General features: G+C 60.3%; 15 protein-coding genes. 6 read left to right on the forward strand and 9 right to left on the reverse strand.

Annotated features, from left to right (window positions below; translation table 11 throughout):
• From lipA to VMH34_09180, 3 genes are all read right to left on the reverse strand, one after another.
• Window positions 1-792, reverse strand: a 792-nt coding sequence (gene lipA, locus VMH34_09170) for a lipoyl synthase (protein ID HTT08943.1), incomplete at its 3' end; no start/stop codon positions are given.
• 3 nt (window positions 793-795) lie between these two features.
• On the reverse strand, window positions 796-1,443 hold the full coding sequence (gene lipB, locus VMH34_09175) for a lipoyl(octanoyl) transferase LipB (protein HTT08944.1): 648 nt from the start codon (window positions 1,441-1,443) through the stop codon (window positions 796-798).
• On the reverse strand, window positions 1,440-1,727 hold the full coding sequence (locus tag VMH34_09180) for a DUF493 domain-containing protein (GenBank protein HTT08945.1): 288 nt from the start codon (window positions 1,725-1,727) through the stop codon (window positions 1,440-1,442). The genes lipB and VMH34_09180 overlap by 4 nt, the downstream gene beginning before the upstream one ends.
• 228 nt (window positions 1,728-1,955) lie before the next feature.
• On the opposite strand from VMH34_09180, the gene VMH34_09185 reads away from it, so the two are divergent.
• Window positions 1,956-3,572, forward strand: coding sequence for a diguanylate cyclase (locus tag VMH34_09185; GenBank protein ID HTT08946.1), 1,617 nt, complete (start codon window positions 1,956-1,958; stop codon window positions 3,570-3,572).
• Window positions 3,573-3,599: 27 nt separating this feature from the next.
• Here the strand turns inward: VMH34_09185 and pbpC are convergent, their stop codons facing one another.
• On the reverse strand, window positions 3,600-5,735 hold the full coding sequence (gene pbpC, locus VMH34_09190; protein HTT08947.1) for a penicillin-binding protein 1C: 2,136 nt from the start codon (window positions 5,733-5,735) through the stop codon (window positions 3,600-3,602).
• Window positions 5,736-5,749: 14 nt separating this feature from the next.
• Window positions 5,750-11,662 (reverse strand): MG2 domain-containing protein, encoded by a 5,913-nt coding sequence (locus tag VMH34_09195; GenBank protein ID HTT08948.1) that lies wholly within the window; start codon window positions 11,660-11,662, stop codon window positions 5,750-5,752.
• A gap of 163 nt (window positions 11,663-11,825) precedes the next feature.
• Between VMH34_09195 and VMH34_09200 the strand changes: the two genes are divergently transcribed.
• Together VMH34_09200 and VMH34_09205 are read left to right on the forward strand one after the other, a co-directional pair.
• Window positions 11,826-15,581, forward strand: coding sequence for a pyridine nucleotide-disulfide oxidoreductase (locus VMH34_09200; GenBank protein HTT08949.1), 3,756 nt, complete (start codon window positions 11,826-11,828; stop codon window positions 15,579-15,581).
• A gap of 230 nt (window positions 15,582-15,811) precedes the next feature.
• Entirely contained in the window at window positions 15,812-15,970 is a 159-nt protein-coding gene (locus VMH34_09205; protein HTT08950.1) for a hypothetical protein, read from the forward strand.
• 50 nt (window positions 15,971-16,020) lie between these two features.
• On the opposite strand, the gene VMH34_09210 is transcribed toward VMH34_09205, so the two are convergent.
• Together VMH34_09210 and metG are read right to left on the reverse strand one after the other, a co-directional pair.
• A complete protein-coding gene (locus tag VMH34_09210; GenBank protein ID HTT08951.1) occupies window positions 16,021-16,545 on the reverse strand; it encodes a histidine phosphatase family protein in 525 nt (174 codons plus the stop codon).
• A gap of 2 nt (window positions 16,546-16,547) precedes the next feature.
• Window positions 16,548-18,767: a methionine--tRNA ligase gene (metG, locus tag VMH34_09215; GenBank protein HTT08952.1), complete on the reverse strand. Its 2,220-nt coding sequence runs from the start codon at window positions 18,765-18,767 to the stop codon at window positions 16,548-16,550.
• Between the two features lie 130 nt (window positions 18,768-18,897).
• Here metG and apbC point away from each other — a divergent pair, with 130 nt between their 5' ends.
• On the forward strand, window positions 18,898-19,989 hold the full coding sequence (apbC, locus tag VMH34_09220) for an iron-sulfur cluster carrier protein ApbC (GenBank protein HTT08953.1): 1,092 nt from the start codon (window positions 18,898-18,900) through the stop codon (window positions 19,987-19,989).
• Window positions 19,990-19,994: 5 nt separating this feature from the next.
• Window positions 19,995-20,561 carry a dCTP deaminase gene (gene dcd / locus VMH34_09225; protein HTT08954.1) on the forward strand — a complete coding sequence of 189 codons (567 nt, stop codon included), beginning with the start codon at window positions 19,995-19,997 and terminating at the stop codon, window positions 20,559-20,561.
• A gap of 6 nt (window positions 20,562-20,567) precedes the next feature.
• Here the strand turns inward: dcd and VMH34_09230 are convergent, their stop codons facing one another.
• Window positions 20,568-20,798 (reverse strand): sulfurtransferase TusA family protein, encoded by a 231-nt coding sequence (locus VMH34_09230; GenBank protein HTT08955.1) that lies wholly within the window; start codon window positions 20,796-20,798, stop codon window positions 20,568-20,570.
• Between the two features lie 85 nt (window positions 20,799-20,883).
• Between VMH34_09230 and cysG the strand changes: the two genes are divergently transcribed.
• Window positions 20,884-22,269, forward strand: coding sequence for a siroheme synthase CysG (cysG, locus tag VMH34_09235; GenBank protein HTT08956.1), 1,386 nt, complete (start codon window positions 20,884-20,886; stop codon window positions 22,267-22,269).
• An 11-nt stretch (window positions 22,270-22,280) separates the two neighbouring features.
• Here the strand turns inward: cysG and VMH34_09240 are convergent, their stop codons facing one another.
• Window positions 22,281-22,616, reverse strand: coding sequence for a 4a-hydroxytetrahydrobiopterin dehydratase (locus VMH34_09240; protein ID HTT08957.1), 336 nt, complete (start codon window positions 22,614-22,616; stop codon window positions 22,281-22,283).
• Window positions 22,617-22,690 lie beyond the last annotated feature (74 nt).

Raw genomic sequence — 22,690 nt, forward strand, 5'->3', positions numbered from 1 at the left:
GTACTGGCCGATGGTCACCATGTCCACATTATGTTCGCGTAGATCGCGCAGCACCTGCTTCACTTCCTCGATCTCCTCGCCCAGACCCAGCATCAGTCCGGATTTCGTCGGCACGGCGGGATGTTCCGACTTGAAACGCCGGAGCAGTTGCAACGACCACGTGTAATCGGCACCGGGGCGCACGGCGCGGTACAGCCGCGGCACGGTTTCCAGATTGTGATTGAAAACCTCCGGCGGTGCGGCGCGCAGCGCCGTGAGGGCTGTGTCCATGCGGCCGCGGAAGTCCGGCGTCAGTATTTCTATGCGCAGTTCGGGCAGGCGTTCGCGCAACGCGCGGATGCAGGCAGCGAAATGCGCGGCGCCGCCGTCCGGCAGGTCATCACGGTCCACTGAAGTGATTACCACGTAGCGCAGGCGCATGGCGGCGATGGTGTCGGCCAGCCGCCGTGGCTCGTCGGCATCCAGCGGCAGAGGCCGGCCATGGGCCACGTCGCAGAACGGGCAGCGGCGCGTGCAGAGACTGCCCATGATCATGAAGGTCGCCGTGCCATGGGCGAAACACTCGCCGAGATTCGGGCAGGAGGCCTCCTCGCATACCGTGTGCAACTTCTGCTCGCGCAGCAGCGCCTTCAGCGCCAGCACTTTCGGATCGGTCGGCGCACGTGCGCGGATCCACTGCGGCTTGCGCGGCAACCTGTCTGGCGATGGCGTCACTTTCACCGGTATGCGCGCGATTTTCTCTGCGCCGCGCAACGGCGTACCCGGCTCCATGTGTTGCGATTCACCAGACATGCGCTACCTCCCGACTGTGGCAGCCAGTGGTGTAACTTCTGCGATTTCAAACTGCGCCAGCAGACGAGGCAGCAGCCTCTCACCAACGGTTTGCACATCGTCGTGCACGCCAAATGTCTTCAAGTCCGTGACCTTGAGGCCGCGGAAACCGCAGGGATTGATGTGCTGGTAGGGCGAAAGGTCCACCATGTCCACGTTCAGCGCCAGGCCGTGATAGCAGCAACCGCGCCGGATGCGAAAACCCAGCGCCGCGACCTTGGCGTTTTCGACATATACACCCGGCGCTCCGGCCCACCGTTGCGCTTCGATACCGCAGTCCATACACAGCAGGTTGATAATCGCCTGTTCGGTGCGGCGCACGAGTTCGCGCACCTTGAGCCCGCGGCTGGTGAGATCGAGCAGCAGATAAACCACAAGCTGGCCGGGGCCGTGATAAGTCACCTGCCCGCCGCGGTCGGTAGGCACGATGGGGATCGGGGTTTCCCGCAATATATGCTCCGGAGAAGCGCCGAGACCGAGCGTGTACACCGGCGGATGTTCGAGCAGCCAGATTTGATCATCGCTGTCCGGGCCGCGTGTATCCGTATAACGCCGCATCTCCTCCAGCGCCGGGAGGTAGTCACAACGGCCGCGCCGACGAACCTTGATCATAGCGCCATGACCACGCGGCGCTCGCAGGTCAAGTCGCGATAGATGGCGTCGACCTGATCCTGGTTCTTCGCCTCGATGGTGACCGTGACGGCCATGTAACGCCCGCCGCGGCTGACACGCGTGCACACGGCCGCCTCCGTCAGGTCTGGCGCGTGGCGGCGGACAATCTGTACCACAAAAGCGTCAAAATCCTCCGCCCAGTAGCCCATGACCTTGATGGGAAGCGGGCAAGGGTAGGTGATCAGCGATTGCGCCGTTGGCTTGACTGGAATCGACAATGGCATGACAGGTAGTCTAGTGGCAGCACGTCACACATTCAAAAGAATATTGCGAAAATCAGCCAACCTGTTGATTTTCAGCAGTAGTGGGTAAGGCGACAGCCTCCTCGATCCATAACAGGTCGGCATGCAGAATGCATCACAATTCTCCCGTCAATCGACTGCACCGATGTGAGCCACTTCGCTATTTCGAACCATCTCTTGCTTGGCATGTTTCCTGCGGTTGTGCCAAGTATGAATTTGCGCACTCGTTTATTGCTGCGCCTGTTGCCGGTGATCTTCATCCTGGGTGGGACGCTGTACGCCTATTCCAAGCAGGTGTTGAAGAACGACTCCTATCAGATTCAGGAGGAACACGCCCGGCAGGAAATGCAGGGCGTTCGCCAAACGATCAGCTATGAACTGGATGGTCTGGTCGGCACCACCAAGGAATGGGCGGGACGTGACGCCGTCGGCAACTTCGCCCGGGAAGAAAACAGTGATTTCGTCGACAAGAATCTGACCGCCACTTCCCTGAACGACATCAATGCCAACCTGTTCCTGCTGCTGCGCCCGGATGGCAGTGTGCTCCATGCCGCGCATTACGAAAACCGCAAACTACCGGGCGGACTTCAGACCTTGGCCGCCGAACGGGTGCAGGACCTGCGTCAGAAGCCGTTCGTTACCCAGCTCCTGGGCGAACTCGTGCATGCCGATGCCTCGGCTGCCGAGTACATCAGCGCCCGCGGCTTGGTCAATTTTAACGGTCATCTGATGTTGATCGCGGCGGCACCGGTACTCCAAGCCAGCTCCGCCAGTCGCGGCGCTGCCGGCCTCCTTGTGATGGGACGCTATTTGGAACCCACCATACTCTACAAGATCTCACACATCAGCGATCTGATTGTAAGTCTGGTGCCATTGCCCGAGGGCCTCCAGCATGGCCTCGACGGAACGGAGAAGATCGTCACCGTCTATCCGGATTCGAAGACCCTGACCGCCTATCTCCGCCTGGATGACATCGAAGGCCGGCCCATCGGCGCCCTGCGCGCCACCACCGAACGCTGGATCGTCCGGGGATTGCGCAGCAAGTATTATCTGCTGGGCAGCCAGCTGGTGGCCTTTCTCACCTTGATTGGAGTCGTACTCTGGCTGCTGAATCATCTCATGCTCCAGCGCCTCACCCTTTACGATCGCATCATCGATCAGATCCGAAAAACCGATGACATGCGCAACCTGCGCGTGCCGCTGCACGGACGCGATGAGTTGGATCGGCTCGGCGCCACCGTCAATGAAATGCTCGATACGATGGCGAACAGCCGTCAACGCCTGTACCACGATGCCTATCACGACGTCCTGACCGGCCTGCCGAATCGCCGCCTGTTCATCGATCGGCTGAACAAGATCATCCAGGATTCACAGCATCGTCTCATGCGGCTGGGCGTCGTGTTGCTGGACCTCGACGGCTTCAAGCAGATCAATGACACCTACGGGCACGACCACGGCGATGAATTGCTGCGCGCAGTGGCGAGACGTCTGGAACACTGCGTCCGTCAGACGGACACCGTCGCCCGCTTCGGCGGGGACGAGTTCGTGGTGCTGCTCTACAACGTGGATGAGGACCAAGCCGTGGAATGGATCACGCGCAAAATCGTCAGCGCACTGGGTCAGCCCTACAATATTCAGGACAAGTCGGTGACCATCAGCGCCAGCGCCGGCGTTGCGCTGTACCCCTACAACGGCGGCACCGCCGAGAAACTGCTCAAGACGGCCGATGTGCTCATGTACCACGCCAAGGACGCGGGTAAAAACACCTACACCCTGGCCGACGGCATCCCCCATCTGGCCACGGACGACTCCAATACACCCCCGTAATGGTGGGACGCGAAGCGTGCGTGGGGTTCATCTCATCAGCCTCACATCAGAGGGCTTAGGGCCACGCACCTGGAAGCGTACCCTGTCGAGTTCCTGTCCGGTGGAATCGAGCAACGCCAGGTGATGCGCACCGGGCTCCGGCGACCAGTCTTCGGACCGCGCCACCTTGCCGTCCAGTTGCCAGTGCAGGCCGGAACCCGGCTCCGTCGCGCTGAACCGCACGCGCTGCCGCCCGGCGGGAATGTCCGGATCGACGGCGATGATCATGTCCCGTCCGGGATAAGCGATGCGCGCCGTATGGGTATCGTGACTGAGGGCGATGACGGATGTCTCCGTGCCGGCGAGAAACCACTCGCTGCGCGCAGGCTCGACCGCCGGCGTGAATCGCACGTCATCGGCCACGACCGCCGCCGGCGGTGATCGGATTCCCTGTCGCTCCCCCGCATTCAGGGCGTCCATCACTTCACGCCATACCGGGGCGGCGCCGGTGACGCCGGACACTGATCGCATCGGATCGCCGTTGAAATTGCCGACCCACACGCCGACGGTGTAGCGCGGCGTGTAACCCACGCACCAGTTGTCGCGCATGTCCTTGCTGGTGCCGGTCTTGACCGCGCTCCAATACGGCGTCGCCAGTGCGTTGTCGAGGCCAAAACTCACGCTCCGTGCCGCCGCGTCGGCGAGGATGTCTGAAACAATATAGCCCGCGCCCGTATTCATGATCGGTTGCGAAGGCGGTGGTGTTCCCGCCGGCCGCAGGCGCAGCGGCGAGAAGACGCCACCGTTGGCAAGCACGCGGTACGCTTGCACCAGCTGCCACAGTGTCACTTCGCCTGAACCGAGCGCCAGCGAATAGCCGTAATAATCGCCGGGTTCGGTCAACAGCGCGAATCCCAATTGCTGCAGCCGCTGCACAAAGGCGTCCAGTCCCACCAGCATCAGCGTGCGCACGGCGGGCACGTTGAGGGAACCGGCCAGACTGGTGCGCGCGCTCACCCAGCCGCGAAAATCGCGATCATAATCCTGCGGCACATAAAGCCCGGTGGGCGTCATCAGATTGATCGGCGCATCATCGAGCAATGAGGCGGCGGTGATCAGCTTGCGCTCCAACGCCAGCTCGTACAGAAACGGTTTCAAAGTGGAGCCTGCCTGCCGCGGCGCGCGCACGCCATCGACGTAAGGTGCGCTGGACTCGTCGCCAGCGTTGCCGACATAAGCCAGCACATCGCCGGTCAGGTTATCGACGGCCAGTACGGCACCGTCCCGCACCTGTTGCTCTTGCAGACCCATGAGTTGATGCCGTAGCGTTTCAAATGCGCGGCGTTGAATGCCCGCGTCCAGGGTGGTGGCTGCGTCGCGCGTTCGGGAATCGAGCAGCTGGTGGGCCACGTGGAGCGCAAGATTTTGATCCGGGGACATCCGCAAAAACGGCGTCTTCGATGCGCTCAAGGCCTGCGCTACAAGGGCCGTGAGCGGAACACACTCAAATTGCGCATCTTCGCTGCGCCCGGAGGCGCAGGCATGCCGGAAGACGAGCGCGGAGGGGGCCGCGGGCGCGCGCAGTAGGGCGGCAAGCACGTACGCCTCCTCCTTGTTGATTCCAGAGGGCGACTTGCCGAACAGGCCCCGTGTCGCGGCGGCGATGCCCTGCAACTCGCCACGGAAATTCGCCAGATTGAAATACGCCTCCAGAATTTCATTCTTGCTCCAGGTGCGTTCCAACGCGAGCGCGGCACCCACCTGTTTCAGCTTCTGTCCAAGGCTTCGCCCTCCGCCACCCGGCTGCAACGCACGATCGAGCAGGGCCGCGAGTTGCATGGTGATTGTGCTGCCGCCACGGCGCGGCCCCCCGGAAATATCGCTCCATGCGGCGCCGAGCAACGCGATCCCATCCACGCCGTGATGCCGGTAAAAACGATGGTCTTCCGCCCGCACCACCACTTCAATAAGCCGCGGGGAGATTTCATCGAGCGGCGTCCATGCCAGCCGCCGCCCGTGTACATCCACACGCAACGTCTGGATGATTTCACCATGCCGGTCCCTCAGCACCGCCTCGCTTGAGATGTACTTCGCCCTCACATCGAAAAAATCCGGCATATCGCGGCCGGAGCCGAAAGCAACGATTGCCAGAGCCGCGATGGCCGCGACGATTGATATTTTCACGGGCCGGCCGGACCTCATGGCCGCACCTCGACGGGCGTATTGGGGATCGCTCCGAACATCTCCGGCGAGTACATCGCCTCCACGCGCGTGGCCGGCATGGTGAAATGACCGGGATTGTTCAGACGCAGCGTGTACTCCACCACCCAGTTGCCCTTCGGCACGAACTGGTAGTAGGCGTGGAAGGCATCGAAAGCGCGCTCTTCGAAGGCCGGCCACACGAACCCCTGGCGCTGTTCGCCTTGCGTCAGGATTTGTGAATCTTTCCCCAAACCGGTGCCGAGGATCGAGGCGCCCGCCGGGATCGGATCGTTGACCACCACCCAGGTCATGTCGGTCTGGCTTGTCAGTTCCAGGCGCACGCGAAGCACGTCGCCGCGGCTGTAGACGCCGGGCTGTTTTTGCTCGATCGGCGTCACGGTGCGCTTGATATGGTAGCCGCTGGAGAGTGGCGCCTTCAAGGGAATGGCGGCGAGGCTTTGCACCGTCGCCCACGGTGCGCCGGTGCCGTCATGCGCCAAATCAAGCGTCGCCACCACCACCGGCGCCGGCGGCCACGGATGCGTGAGATCGCCCTGCATGCGCCCGCTTTCGTCGGAACTCAGCGTGCCCCAATCCAGTTCCTGCACACCGCCGGAAAGCACGCTGTGCGTGACGCCGGTGACCGGTGCCTGTTCGAACTGATGCGCAAACTTCTCCGCGGCGAGCACACCCCAGGCGTTGGCCACCGTGGTGTTCCAGTGGCCGTGCACTTGCCGGCCCAGCGTGCCGCGCAGCATGCGCGGCAAATCCTCGTGCCAATCCGCGTCGCCCAGCAGGCTCAGCAGCGCCCGATTGGCGTTCACGTCGGCGGAAATCATCAGCCACCAGAGATAATCCGAGCGTTCCGTGGAGAAGCCCATCGTGGTGCCCTGGTAATTCAGCCGCGAACGGATGATCTGCTTGGCCTCCTCCAGCCGCGACTTGCGGTTCGGCAGCGCCTCGTCACGGCGCAGCAGATCCAGCCAGTCGATCACCGCGGAGGTCGGCCAGAGGTTGGGCATGATATCGATGGAATCCAGCCAGCTTGGGTCGATGGTCTCATAGCGCGCTACCGCCGAGATCGCGGCCAGCTTGCGGATGGAGAGATCCGCGGTCGGCAGCGCCGAATCACGCATTACCCTGCCTTGGACGAAATTCACCAGACCCTTCTGCATGCGCAGGCGCAGGTCATCAGGTATTTCCCAGCCGGCTTCGTTGGCTATCGCCAGAAGATAAGCGGTCAACGCATCCTCGCCGTGGTAGAGGAACGGGAAATATTTCGCCAGACCATCGCTGTCGAGATAGGATGGCAGCGCGGCCATCACACCCCGCCACAACGCCTGATCGCGCAACGCCACGGCCTGCGACACGCGTTGCTCCAGGCAGGTGTAAGGATAGAAGCTCATATACTCGCGCACGCCGCTCAAACTTCCCGCCAGCATATTCTGCAGATGCACATGGATGCCGCCGCGCCCTGGCAGTGCATCGGCGGGGATGCGGATGGGCACGGACTGCAGTTTGTCGAGTTGCAACAGCGTGGCCTGGAAGGTGCGCACCGGCACCGTCTGGATGACCTTTTGCGAGGTCTTGATGTGATCGCCGCTGCCGGTGTCTGTCTGCGCCGACAGCTCCCATTGCAAGCGCTGCGCATCGAGTGGTGCGGTGACCTCCCAGCCGATGTCCCGCGCCTCCCCGGCCTGCAATGTCAGCGTGATCGGCGGCAGCGGCGGGTCCAATGCTTGCGGCCGCTCCGCGCCGCTTTGCTGATCGACCGCGGCGTTCAAGGTGAGGGAAAACGCGTTGCCGGAGGCGTTGCGCACCGTAAACCCGGCGTGAAATTGATCCTGCTCGCGCACCAGCGGCGGCAGGCCGGAAAAAAGCATCACGTCCTGCGTGCTGCGGAAACTGGTCGTTCCGGTGCCGAACAACCCGCTGCCCGCGTCCGCCACCGCCACCACCTTGAACGCGGTCAGCGAATCGTTGACGGGGAAATCCGCCTCTGCCGCGCCGCTGGCATCCAACTTTACGCGCGCCTGCCAGTACAGCAGCGGGTCAAAGAGTTCGCGCGCCTGGCGGCTGATGCCGCCGCCGCCGCCGTGCGGCACCGCCTTCTTGCCATAGTGCCGCTTGCCGATGACCTGCATTTGCGCGGTCGCAGTGGCAACCTCGATGCCGCGCCGCCCCATCATGGCGTCGAGCAGATCCCACGAGGTGTTCGGCATCAGTTCCAGCAATCCTTCGTCCACCACCGCCAGCGCCACTTCGGCCCCTTCCGGCAGCGGTTGTCCATCGGCGCGCCGCACCTTGATGCTGGCATGGACCTGTTCGCGCACCTTGTACGCGTCGCGATCGGTCTTGACATCGACTTTCAATTCGTGCGCGCGCCAGCCAACCTTGATTTCCGCCAGGCCCAGCTTGTAGGCGGGACGTCCGAGATCGACCAGCGCCGTGGGTTGCGCGTCGTTCACGCGCCCGCGCACCGCCAGCACTGACACATATACGTTGGGCGCATAGCTGCCCTTGAGCGGCACCTTCACCACCGGCGATTTGCCGGACAGGGGTTGCACGAAACTTTCCATGACGCCTTCACGTTCGACGGTCACAAGCGCGGTCGCTTCGCGAAACGGCATGCGCACCTGGAACACCGCCGTGTCGCCCGGCTCGTAACGCTTCTGCTCCGGGATGAGGTCCATGCGATCCTCGTTGCCAACTTCGTACCACCAGTCGTCCCTGCCGGCCACCCAGATGTCTCGATGCGCGTAACTCTGATTCCCCGCAGCATCGGTCGTTCTCGCGCGCAGAATGAGATTGCCGTCGGCCGGCGCCTTGACCTCGCAGTACAGGCGACCGTGCACATCGGTCTCGCCCCGGCACAGATCGCCGATGCGCTTGATCTCCTCGCGATTTTCGTAGGCGTAAAATCCGCCGATCAGCCGCTTGCGGTGCGAAGTGGTGATCCGCTGCAGGAGATCGATCTCTATTTTCCGGCCGGCGATCGGCTTGCCTTGCAGGTCCACGGCAATGGCCTGGAATTTGAGATGGTCCTTGCTCAAGGCCCAGGAATCGGGCTTCAAGCCAACCAGCACGCCCGCCGGCCACAGGTTCATGCGCCGGGAACCGGTCAGCAATTCGCCGTTGGGATCGGCGTATTCCACCTCCGCCAGCACCGACTGCGGTGTATCGGCCTTGGGCAGATCGGCCATCGTGGCGCGCACGGCGCCGGCGGCATCGAGCGTCAGCGACTGCGTTGCCAGCGGCTTGTTGCGAGCGGCGCCATCGGCATCCTCTCCCGGTTCTTCCATGTCGTAGCCGCTGAAGCGCCAGGCATAGGGGTCGGCCTCCTGCGGTCCTTCACGCACATTGCCGTTGGCGAAGGCGAAGTCCTCATAATCCGGGAAGCTGACCGTCTTGGGTTCGACCAGGCCGCGCAATTTCACCGGCAGGCCACCGGCGCCTCCGCCGGCGAGATAATTCACCTGAATGTCGAGCTGCGTTTCCGTGGCGTTGACGAGATCGGGCTTTACCGGCTGCAACAGCGCGCGCATCAAGGGGATGCGGTAGCTCTCGACGCGAAAACTGCCGGCCTCGATCCGCCGTTCGCTTCCCGAACCGGCGTCGACATCGAAGGAAAGAACGTACGTGCCCTGTTTGGCGTCCTTGGGAATTTCCCAAACGCTGTCGGCGGTGGCGTCGGCATTCCATGCCAGATCCACCGAGTACTGCTGATCGCTGCCCTGGTGCCTGATCGTGAGCTTGCCGCCCAGTGATTTGGGATCGATATCGGCGAAACCGGTGCGGGTGTGGTGGCGGGCAAAATGCTTCATGTGCACGGTCTCGCCGGCGCGAAAGAGCGTGCGATCGAACACCGTGGCGGCGATATCCGCGGAAGTGCGGTTGCCGACCGGCAGATTGAAGCGCCAAGGCGATATCCCCCCGCCCCAGTTGGACAGGGCAAAGCTCATGTCATCGTCATGCCCCGCCGTCACGACGTAACCTTCGCAGCCTGTCGGTAGATCGGGTAGAGTCTCCTCGATGCGCGCGATGCCGTCCGCATCGGCGGTGCCCCGCCAGTAAATTTTTCCATCGCAATCGCCCACGCTGATCGCCGCGGCCCCGACCGCCTTGGCGTTGTCCAGCGTGGTCACCCAGACCAGCGATGACTCGCGGCCGTGTTCGAAATGCACGGCGAGATTCGTGACCAATATGGCGGTCTGCACGTAATACGGCTCCGGCTTGCCGTGCAGGACCTGCCCCAGCCTGGGGCTCGCAATCTCGACGATGTAAAAACCCGGCTTGTGGAAGGGAATGCCGACGACCTCAAAGTCACGCGCGCCGGTGGATCGCGGCACGGTGAATTTATTCACCGGATCACCGGCATTGAAAATCGAGCGGTCGCCCGGGCGCTTGCTGTAGATAAAACGGTTCTTTTCCTCGTCGTACTGGCCTTCGCTCTCCTGCGATTCGCGCACGCGCTTCATCCAGCTCACAAACCGGCCGGGGTCCTCGATGCGCAACGACACACCATTGACCCTGGCGGATTCGGGCCAGTACTGCTCGCGCAACTGACGGTATCGTTCCTTCAGCATGGCCAGCCAGCCGGTTGTTTCCAGCGGCGTCGCCGTATTCGCAGCCGGCCCGCCACCGGGCCGCGGATAAGGCAGTTCCGGTTCGAGATTCCGCAGCGTCACCGGCAGAGTGGCATCGGCGTTCAGTTCGATGATGCCAAAGGCGGCGGAGAACTTGGCCAGCGGCGGCGATTCGTCGGTTTTGACCAGAAGCGGAAAACTGTTCTCATTGGCCAGCCGACGACCGGCGTCATCCACCAAACCCTCCGGCAGGGCAAGCGTGAACACCGACTTCTCAGGCAGGGCGTCCATGAAGTGCACGCCGGTCACGAATTCGTCCTTGGCATCGCCGTCCAGCGTCGGCGCATAGACCTTGCCGTCCCTGCCATTGAGCACTATTTTTTGCGCCTGCGCGCGGGCGATGGGCGCGGTGAAATCCAGATACAGCGGCAATGCCGGAATGCAGTCCGCATCCTTGTTGACGCGGTCGCAGGTGAAGCGCGCCTTGAACGCCTCGCGTGATTTGAAGACGAGCTTCTGCGCCTCGGTGGTGGCCACGCCGCCGGGTGACGCCACGCCTTCGCCCCAGATCAGGCGCACCTCGGCGTCATTGGGAAACCGCCGCCGGCATTGCAACACCACCAGCGGAGAAACGTCGGCGTCCTTGAGCTTTAGGAACCGATCCCAATCCGAGCCCGGCTCCCGTGTGCCAATCGCCGCCATACCGGCACCGCCACGCGAAGTTTTGAACAACACGCGGTAATAACGTTCCAGGAAGTCCTGGCGCTGTTCCAGGATCGTCCGCCGGGTTTCGCCCGTGAGCAGCTTTACGCCCACTTTCTCGGCGACGCCGTCGATGTCGCAAAAGACATGTCGCTCGATGGATTCAGGTTTTGCCGGGGCATCCAGGCCGAGCAGGAAAATTTGCTCTTCATCGATCAGGTCACCCTCGTACGGCAGGGATTGTTTGACGGCCGGGCCGCCGGTGGAAAAGCTGAAGCGGGTGGTGCCGGTCAGCGCCCTGCCCTTCAGCGTGTGCGCCGCCGGCCTTAGTGTAAAGGTGCATTGAATGCCGGCGGGGAGATCGCGGGCGAAGTCGTACACCCAGTTGCGGCTGTCGGCCCAGCGCGCCGTGCCCTGTTCCGGGCAGTCGATGTCGAAAGGTTCGACCAGACGCGGATCGCCGAACGGCACCATTGCCTCGCTGAAACGCACCGCCACCTGGCGCACCCCCTTGACGATGCCCTGCGGCGAGAAGGTTTCTATTTGCGGCGCGGCGCTGACGCCAGCCGAGTACAGCGCCAACAGGAATAACAGGCTTGCTTTGAAGGCGCGGCCCGCCATGGTGGATTCCCCAGTTATATCCGCAGATGCTTGAAGAACAAGCGGTCATGGTACCGCTTGCGCGCAGTATGTCGAAGGGGATCGCGTAGATTGCGCCCACTTCATGAAGGCTTTACCATGCACCCCCTTTGTTGTTGCGTTGCGGAAATCGTATCGTTGTCGTATGAACAGAACCCCCAAAAATTCATCACTCAATCCGCCCTCACCGGCGTTAAAGCTTGGCATGCCCGGTTACATCTACGCCGATCTGTATGAACCGGAGCGGCTGGCCGAATTGCTGACTACATTTGACACGGCTGTCAAAACCGGCGATGCCGATTTATTTGCGGAGTGGCAGGCATATCGCGTATGTCAGGGCGTTGGCATGACGCCGGAGGCAATCTCCGCGCTGCTGGTGCGCATGGCTCCGCACGTAGGCGGCTTTGTCGCGCGGCTGTTCAATGTCGGCGGTGATCGCGAGCGCCAGATGGCGGCCATCCAGGACGAAATGGACACCGTCTTCGTGTTCCGCGCCGAGGTGGTGATGAAGGTCGACACCGCATTGAAGGGAACGGATGCCGGAGGGCTGGATCTCGCCGCCATCGACCAGCAGATCGTCACGCTAAAGCGCGTGGCCTACCCGGCCACAACGCGGGATCCTGACGCAGAACGCGCACTTGCCCGCGTCGGCGCGGCACTCTGGAAACTTGTCAATCACTATCAGCTCATCGCCGGCAACAAACCGGGCGCGCATGCCGGCGCCGACGCTGAAATTTCCCGCCTGCGCAAAGTGCTGTCCGCGGATGCCGGGGCAAAATCGCTGTTTGCCACTGCGCTCGCAATGATTGAACCCGCCGCCTTTGTGGCGGCGTTGTTCGATCCGATCCAGCGCTGGTGTTATGCCGCGCTCCATCTCGACGCGCGCAAAAAGATCGTCAGGCATTGGATGACCTTCAAATCGCCGGCGAAGACCGATTCCCGTAATCTGGTACCGGTGGAAGCGGAGCAGCGTGCGAATTATTCCGCACTCAAGGGGCCCCACGATCACCACCGCCGGCGCGATGGCTTTCATCTCACCGATACGCGCTGCAACGAACGCGAGGCGCTCTATGAGGTTGATCATTGCATCTACTGCCACGACCGCGACACCGACTCGTGTTCCAAGGGCATGCGCAACAGGAAGGACGGCAGCTACAAGGTCAATGCACTGGGTGTGAATATCACCGGTTGTCCGCTCGATGAGAAGATTTCCGAAATGCACGTGCTCAAGCGCCAGGGCGACAACATCGGCGCGCTGGCGCTGATCATCGTCGACAATCCACTGTGCCCCGGCACCGGCCACCGCATCTGCAACGACTGCATGAGGGGTTGCATCTACCAGAAGACCGAGCCCGTCAACATTCCCCAGATCGAGACCAATGTCCTGACCGATGTGCTGTTCATGCCATGGGGCTTCGAAATTTACAGTTTCCTGACACGCTGGAACCCGCTCAACGTGAAGCGCCCGCACGCGCTGCCCTACAACGGCAGGAATGTGCTGATCGCGGGCCTGGGCCCCGCCGGCTACACGCTGGCGCAGTATCTGTTGAATGAGGGTTTCGCCGTTGTCGGCATCGACGGCCTCAAGATCGAACCGCTGCCGGTGGAGCTGACCGGTGATGACACCACGCCGCCGCGGCCGATTCACGATTTCCACGACCTGTATGAAGACCTGGACCGGCGCATCATGCTCGGCTTCGGCGGCGTGGCCGAATACGGCATCACCGTGCGCTGGGACAAAAATTTCCTCAAGGTGATTTATCTCACACTCGCCCGCCGCAACACCTTCCGTTGCTACGGTGGTGTGCGTTTCGGCGGCACGCTGACCATCAACGAGGCTTGGGACCTGGGCTTCCACCACATCGCCATTGCCAGCGGCGCCGGCAAACCGACCATCATCGGGATCAGGAACAACCTCATCCGCGGCATACGCAAGGCCTCGGATTTCCTGATGGCGCTGCAATTGACCGGCGCGGCGAAGGAATCTTCGCTGGCCAACTTGCAGGTGCGTTTGCCGGCCGGCGTCATCGGCGGGGGACTCACCGCCATCGATACCGCCACCGAATTGATGGCCTATTACCCGGTGCAGGTGGAAAAGATCCTGCACCGTTACGAGACACTGAGTGCACAGCTGGGCGAGGACATGATCCGCAGCCGGCTCGATAGTGAAGAGTCCGCCATCCTCGGTGAATTTCTTGCCCACGGCAGCGCCATTCGCGCCGAACGCGAGCGCGCCAAGACGGCCGGCGAGCCGCCGAATTTCCAGCCGCTGCTCGATCAGTGGGGCGGCGTGACGATCTTCTACCGCAAGGGGATGAAGGATTCACCCGCCTACCGCCAGAATCATGAAGAAGTGATCAAGGCGCTCGAGGAAGGCATCGCCTGGGCCGAGGGCATGGATCCGCGCGAGGCGCTCGAAGATGAGCATGGTCATCTGCGGGCCGTGCGCTTCGAAAAATACACGCCCGCCGACGGCAAATGGGCGGATTCCGGCGAACAGCCGGAGGTGGCGCTGAAAAGCCTGTTCATCGCCGCCGGCACCTCGCCCAACACCATCTATCAAACGGAGTATCCCGACACCTTTGAGATGGACGGCAAGTTCTATCAGCGCTATGAGCCCATTGCCGGGAACGGCGTGACCACGCTGGCGCCCGTGCATGACATGACCTGGCCCAAGATCGGCAAGCCGGCGCCGCTCACCTCGTATCATCGCGATGGGCGCTTCATCAGTTTCTACGGCGACAACCACCCCGTATACGCCGGCAATGTGGTCAAGGCAATGGCCAGCGCCAAGGACGGGTATCCCTACGTCGTCAAGTTGTTTGATTCCGAATTGAAGTCGCTGGATCCATCGCGGCAAACCGAACGCGACGCCGCGCTCAAGGTGCTCAAGACCAGGCTGGATGATGAGCTGCTTGCCACCGTGGTTGAAGTAAACCGGCTGACGCCGACGATCATCGAGGTGGTGGTGCGCGCCCGACGAGCCGCGCGAAAATTTTCACCGGGACAGTTCTACCGCGTGCAAAACTTCGAGAGCCACGCCGAGAAGGCCGAGGGCACCGTGCTCGCCTCCGAAGGATTGGCGTTGACCGGCGCCTGGGTGGACAAGGACAAGGGCCTCATTTCGCTCATCGCCCTCGAGATGGGCGCTTCCAGCCGCATCTGCGCCACGCTCAAACCCGGCGAGCCCATCGTCGTCATGGGGGTGACAGGCACGCCCACGGACATTCCCAGCGGCCGGAATGTGCTCCTCGCCGGCGGCGGGCTGGGCAATGCGGTGTTGTTCTCGATCGGACGGGCGCTGCGCGCCGCAGGCAACAACGTCATATACTTCGCCGGTTATCGCAACGGCCAGGACCTGTTCAAACGCGAGGACATTGAGGCGGCCTCCGACATCGTGGTCTGGGCCGTGGATCGCCAGGCGAATGCCGCCGTCATCCCGCCGCGGCGTCCGCAGGATAAAACCTTCATCGGCAACATCGTCGAGGCCATGCTGGCCTACGCCAGGGGCGAGCTCGGCGAAACCCCCATCCATCTTGATGATGTCGATCACATGATCGTCATCGGTTCCGACCGCATGATGGCGGCGGTCAAGGAAGCGCGTCATGGTGCGCTCAAGCCGTACCTCAAACCCAGCCACCACGCCATCGGTTCCATCAACTCACCGATGCAGTGCATGATGAAGGGGGTATGCGCACAGTGCTTGTGCAAGCACGTCGACCCCAAAACCGGCGAAGAGTATTTCGTTTATTCATGTAACAATCAGGATCAGGATCTGGACCATGTGGATTTTCCGAACCTGAACGCCCGCCTGCGCCAGAATACTGTGCAGGAGAAAATCGCCAGTTTATGGCTGGATTATCTGCTGGACAAACGGCCCTCCCGGGAGACGGCTGCCTGAACGATGCAATTGTACAAGGCGTACTTGCGAGGTTGTGAAACAGTTAACACATCAATATGTTGCTGTTTCATCTAAAAATTGGCATTATGTTCATATATGGCCTTTGTAAAATTATGGCCCGTCAAAATAACAAGCTGGTTCCTAACGAGAATGGTCGTTACACGGCAGCCGCATCGGCCGTGAGTGCAAGGGGATAGGCAACCACTGGTTTTTGTACGGGAGATTAAAGAATGGCTGATATAGGCTTTGCCGCGTTTTACCTCGTGGCCATCATCGTTTTGGTGCTTCATTTCAACGGTTGGCTCGAGGATCACAACATGGAGTGGCTGCTTTACGTGTTGGCGCTGGCCTCGTTTGTCTATCCCGTTATGAGTTTCATCAAGCATTGACGTAGCTTGAAGTGGGGTGGCGGGAATGCTCCCGACCACCCATCAGTTTTCTATTCCTTCTGCAGATCTTTCAACCAGCGCGGCCGCATGTGCGCGATCACGGTGCCGCTGCCTCGTTTCAGCTTGGACCATGAATCGGGCAACTCCAATATCACCACCGCCGACGTCGGCATGCCGTCGTCTTCCTCCGAGAGACCGGCGCCCGCGCTGAGATAAAAGGCCAGCCCTTCCATTCCCGGATTGTGGCCCACCAGCATGACCGGCATCTCGCCGGGTGCGCATTTGGCCAGCGCGGCAAGCAACGCGCGTTGACTCGCGTTGTAAATACCCGCCTCCCACTCAATATCGGCCTCCGGATAGCGCAATTCACGGGCTGCCAGCAGCGCGGTTTGTTTGGCGCGCGCTGCCGGCGAACTGACGATGAATTGAGGCAGATAATCGTTGGCGGCGAGCCAGCGCGCCATCGCCGGAACATCACGCTCCCCGCGCGACGTCAACGGCCGATCAAAGTCCTTTCCGGAGGTCGCTTCCTTCTCCGCCTTGCCGTGACGCATGAGAATGAGTCGCCGCGTCATTGCTATTTCACCCGCATGCCCGGTTCGGCGCCATTGTCGGGACTGAGTATGAAAATTCCCGGCCCGTCACCCGAGGCGGCGAGCACCATACCCTCGGACATGCCGAATTTCATTTTGCGCGGTGCCAGATTGGCGGCGACGACCGTCAAACGGCCCACCAACGTCGCTGGATCATAAGCAGACTTGATGCCGGCAAAGATCGTCCGCGTGTGGCCTTCATTGAGATCGACCGTCAACTTGAGCAGTTTATCGGCGCCCTCGACATGTTCGGCATTCACAATCTTCGCGATACGCAGGTCCACCTTGCTGAATTCGTCGATGCTGATGTGATTGGCTTCATTCATGGCCTTTTCGTCCGTATGTTGCTGATGTTGTGCATGCCGCTGCTGCGAATGGCTGTCCCTGGCCGGCGCCAGTGTTTCCTTGCTCGCCTCCACCATCGTATCTATTGCTTTTAGGTCAATTCGCGCCATCAAATGCGTGTATTCGTTGATTCTATGACCTGCTGGAAGAGGTTCAAGAACGTCAGACCAAATGAAGGATTTAACGTTTAAGAATTTCTCAATTTCGCTAACAAGCCGTGGTAAAATCGGCTTCAGCAGGATCGATACGGATCGAAACAGTGCGATAGCCATAGTGCATACCTCATGAAGTCTTGATTCTTTCCCAACTTGTTTTGCTAAGTCCCAAGGCTTCTTCTCGTTTACATATTCATTCGCTAGGTCTGCAATCTTCATTAACTTCCGAAGTGCGAAACTGTATTCTCTCGTTTCATAGCATTCTGCAATAAGCTTTAACTGTAGCTCCTTGATATCTCCATAAGCATCTTTCTCTTGAGCAAGTTCTTTAGCAAGTACACTTGCACCTGCTTGAATGAAGCTACGATGTTCTTCCTCACTATGTTGACTTACTGGTGGATTATCACCATCAATAATTATCTTCCTATATAGTTCTTTAGATTCTTTCGACAATTCTGCAAGTTCACCATTGAAGTGCTTGCTGATAAAACCCGCGCAGCGGGAGGCGATATTGATGTACTTGCCGATGAGATCGGAGTTGACGCGGGCAACGAAGTCATCGAGGTTGAGATCGACATCCTCCATCGTGCCGTTGAGCTTGGCGGCGTAGTAGTAGCGCAGGTATTCGGGGTTCTTGATGTGCTCCAGATAACTACGTGCGGTGATAAAAGTACCGCGCGACTTCGACATCTTCTCGCCATTCACGGTGAGAAAGCCGTGCGAGTAAATCTTCGTCGGCGTACGGTAGCCGGAGTTTTCCAGCATTGCCGGCCAGAACAAGGCATGGAAATAGAGGATGTCCTTGCCGATGAAGTGAATCATCTCCGCGCCTGACTTCGCCGCCGCCTTCTCGTCGATGAAGTCCTTTACCTCTGCGCCGCGGCCGTTGCGGTCGAAATAATTCTTGAAGCTGCCGAAATAGCCGATGGGCGCGTCCAGCCAGACGTAGAAATATTTCTTGCCGTTGGTGCCGGGAATCTCAAAGCCGAAGTACGGTGCATCGCGGGAGATGTCCCAGTCGTTCAGGCCCGCGGCAAACCATTCCTGCATTTTATTTGCGGCCTCTGCCTGCAGGGTGCCGGAACGGGTCCACTCTTTGAGAAATTTCTCGCAGTCGCCGAGTTTGAAAAAATAATGCTCGGATTCCTTGCGCACCGGCGTGGCGCCGGAGATGGCCGAGTACGGATTCTTCAGATCAGTCGGTGCATAGGTGGCGCCGCAGTTTTCGCAGGAGTCACCGTACTGATCCTTGGTACCGCACTTCGGGCACTCGCCCTTGATGTAGCGATCCGGCAGGAACATGTTCTTGACCGGGTCGAAAAATTGCTCGACGGTGCGGCGCGCGATCAAGCCTGCCTTGTCGAGCTTTTTGTAGATGTCCTCGGCGTACTGGCGCGTTTCGTCCGAATGGGTCTGGTGGTAATTGTCGAATTCCACCAGAAAATCCTTGAAATCCCGCTTGTGCTCTTCATAGACACGTGCGATCAATTGCTCCGGCGTAATGCCGTCCTTGTCGGCGCGCAGCATGATCGGCGTGCCGTGGGTATCGTCGGCGCAAACGTAATGCACCTCATGGCCGCGCATCTTCTGGAAGCGCACCCAGATGTCGGTCTGGATGTACTCGACCAGATGGCCGAGATGGATCGGCCCGTTGGCATAGGGCAATGCGCTGGTTGCGAGGATGCGGCGTTTGGGTTCGGACATGGTTTTTATTGGGCTTCAGAAAGCGGGCGTAAAGTAACATTCCCACCGTACCCTGTCACGGTAGCTGCCGCCCGGAAGCCGGCGCTTTTGGTGTAAGATTACCGCCTTGCGCAAATTCATGCAGCCGACCGTGGCGGAAATCAGCAAAGAAGCAGTCGAACGGGCGCTCGCGTCCTTCATTGAGCCGTATACCGGCAAGGATATCGTCAGCACCAAGGTGCTCAAGGACGTGCGCATTGATGGTGGCCAAGTTCAAATCGATGTCGAACTCGGTTTTCCCAGCAAGCGTTATGCGCCGCAACTGTCAACAGCGTTGAAAGAGGCCCTGCGCACCCTGGCCGGTGTGAGCGATGTCCAGGTCATTATAAAATCCCACATCATTTCCCATGCGGTGCAGAAGGGTGTCACCCCCCTGCCGAACGTCAAAAACATCATCGCCGTCGCCTCCGGCAAGGGCGGCGTGGGCAAGTCCACGGTCGCGGTGAATCTCGCACTGGCGTTGCAGGCGGAAGGCGCCACGGCGGCCGTCCTCGACGCCGATATCTATGGCCCCAGCCAGCCGCGCATGCTGGGCGCGCACGGCAGGCCGGAATCGAAGGACGGCAAGAGCATGGAACCCAAGGTCAGTTACGGCGTGCAATCGATTTCCATCGGTCACTTGATCGATGAGGAAACGCCGATGATCTGGCGCGGCCCAATGGTGACCGGCGCGCTGGAGCAGCTGCTGCGCGACACCAACTGGCGCGACGTCGATTATCTCGTGGTCGATCTGCCGCCGGGCACGGGCGACATTCAACTAACGCTATGCCAGAAGATCCCAGTCAGCGGCGCCATCATCGTCACCACACCTCAGGACATCGCCCTAATCGATGCGCGCAAGGCGCTCAAGATGTTCGAAAAAGTGCAGGTGCCCGTCCTCGGAATTGTCGAGAATATGAGCACGCATATCTGCTCGAAGTGCGGCCATGAAGAGCACATCTTCGGTGAAGGCGGTGGCGGCCAGATGGCGAAACAGTACCATGTGGATCTATTGGGCAGCCTGCCGCTCGACATCCGCATCCGCGAAGGCGTGGATAATGGCCGCCCCACGGTGGCGATGGCGCCGGATTCGCCGGTGGCGCAACAGTTCTTTGAAATTGCGCGCAAGGTCGCGGCCAGGATCGCCATGCGCGCCAAGGATTTTTCCGCCCGCTTCCCCAAAATCGTCATTCAAAACACTTAAACACCATGTCCATAAAATCCGATAAATGGATCCGCCGCATGGCGGAAAGTCACAAGATGATCGAGCCGTTCGAGCCCAACCAGGTGCGGGAGGTAAAGGGCGCGCGCATTGTGTCTTACGGCACCTCCAGCTACGGCTACGATCTGCGCTGCGCGAATGAATTCAAGATCTTCACCAATATCAACAGTACAATCGTTGACCCCAAGGCTTTCGACTCCAACAGCTTCGTCGACATGAAGTCCGATGTGTGCATCATCCCGCCGAACTCCTTCGCGCTGGCACGCACGGTGGAATATTTCCGCATCCCGCGCAACGTGCTGACGATCTGCCTGGGCAAATCCACCTACGCGCGCTGCGGCATCATCGTCAACGTCACACCGCTCGAACCCGAATGGGAAGGCCATGTCACGCTGGAGTTTTCCAACACCACGCCACTGCCCGCAAAAATTTACGCCAACGAAGGCGTGGCGCAGGTCATTTTCATTGAATCCGACGAGCCCTGTGAAACTTCATACAAGGATCGGGGCGGTAAATATCAAGGACAGCGTGGAGTTACATTGCCCAAAACCTGAGGCGCGCTATTTTTTGCGGATGGTGAAGTAAAACTTGTCGTTCTCCTTGCGCTCTTCCACCAGCACGTTGCCGGACTGCGCGCAAAATCCGCCGAAATCAAGACTCGACGCCGGATCAGTCGAAATGACGTGCAGCAACTGGCCGCTGCTCATCGTGCTCAGCGCCTTCTTGGTCTTGAGAACCGGCAAAGGGCAGTTCAAACCCGAAGCGTCCAGTTCCACGTCGTAATGCGTCATGCGCCTTAAACTCCGGACATTCCCGAATCCGCCGCACGGCGGGGGATGAATGGTACACTAAAATCATCATTTGCCGTGCCTGCTTATGAAGCACCTGCCAATTTCTTTTTATGTCGCGCGACGCCGCTGCCTCGTGGTCGGCGGCGGTGAGGTTGCTGCGCGCAAAATCGACCTGCTGCTCAAGCGCGCTGCACAGGTCATCGTGGTGGCGCCGGATATCTGCCCCGCAATCACCGTCCTGCGTGATTCCGGAAAACTGCGGCATGAGACACGAACGTTCAAGGACGAGGATTTATCCGGCGTCGATTTGATTTTTGCCGCAACCGATGACCGCACTCTCAACAAGCGCATAGCGGAATTGGCGCAGGCCCGGCGGCTGCCGGTCAACGTCATCGATGACCCTGAGTTGTGCACGTTTATCATGCCGTCGATCATCGAACGCGACCCGGTGCAGGTGGCGGTTTCCTCCGGCGGCGCCTCCCCGGTGCTGGCGCGGCTGCTCCGCGCGCGGCTGGAGAGCTTCATCCCCGCCACTTACGGCCGGCTGGCGGCATTGATGGGGGCCTCTCGCAAACGTGTGCGCAAGCGCCTGCCCGACATGACGCAACGCCGCCGGTTCTGGGAAGACATACTGCATGGCCCCATCGCCGAGATGCTGTTCGCCGGCCGGGAGCAGGCGGCACTGCAGGCGCTGGAGCAAACCATCGCTGATCCCATGCTGCATCCACCCGCGCATGGCGAGGTGTATCTGGTCGGCGGTGGCCCGGGCGATCCGGACTTGTTGACATTTCGCGCATTGCGGCTGATGCAGCAGGCTGACGTGGTGATCTATGACCGTTTGGTGGCGCCGGAAATCGTGGCGCTGGCACGCAAGGACGCCGAACGGATTTACGTTGGCAAGGAGCGGGATCAGCACACCGTGCCACAGCCTGAAATTAATGCGCTTTTAGTGCAACTTGCCAAAGCGGGCAAGCGTGTACTGCGATTAAAAGGTGGCGATCCCTTCATTTTTGGCCGGGGCGGCGAAGAGATTGAAACTCTTTCCGGTGAAGGGATCCCGTTTCAGGTCGTGCCCGGCATCACGGCCGCTGCAGGGTGCGCCAGTTATGCCGGCATTCCACTGACCCACCGTGATTACGCGCAGTCCTGTGTCTTCGTCACCGGCCATCTTAAAAATGACAAAATGAACCTGAACTGGCCGGCCTTGGTGCAACCTCAACAAACGTTGGCAGTGTATATGAGCGTGCACGGCCTCGATGTGCTCTGCCGCGGACTGATCGGACACGGCATGTGTGCCGGTATGCCTGCCGCGCTGGTGGAGCGAGGCACACTGCCGCGGCAGCGCGTGCTGGTTGGCTCGCTTGAATCACTACCGGCGCTGGCAAAAGCCAGTGATGTACAGCCGCCGAGCATGGTCATCATCGGCGAAGTGGTGAAACTGCACGATAAACTGAAATGGTTCAGCGGGTGAATCGAGGTTGATCAGTTAAACAATGCATCGACCTTGGCGGCACAGATGAAATCGTTGTCGGACAGCCCCTTGATGGCGTGCGTGGAGTAGCGCACCAAGCAGCTGCCCCAATGCACTTCGAGATCAGGGTGATGATCCTCGTGATGGGCGATCCAGGCCACGGCGTTCACGAATTCCATCGTCTCATGAAAGTTGCGGAAGGTGAATTCACGACTCAATACAGTCGCCGTCTCATTCAACGTCCAATCCGGAATTTGTTTGTGCAACGACTGGCATTGATCGCGCGGCAACGGCTTGATGCCGCCTTCGCACGGCACGCATCGTTTCTGCGCCAGTGGTCCTTCCATTATTTCTGCGGCATGATTAACAACATAAACGCGGGTACTTTAAAACTTCGGGGGCTAGAAGAAAATCGGGGCCG

It is taken from the genome of Gammaproteobacteria bacterium (genome assembly GCA_035501935.1).
Taxonomy (GTDB): Bacteria; Pseudomonadota; Gammaproteobacteria; order JAJPIJ01; family JAJPIJ01; genus JAJPIJ01.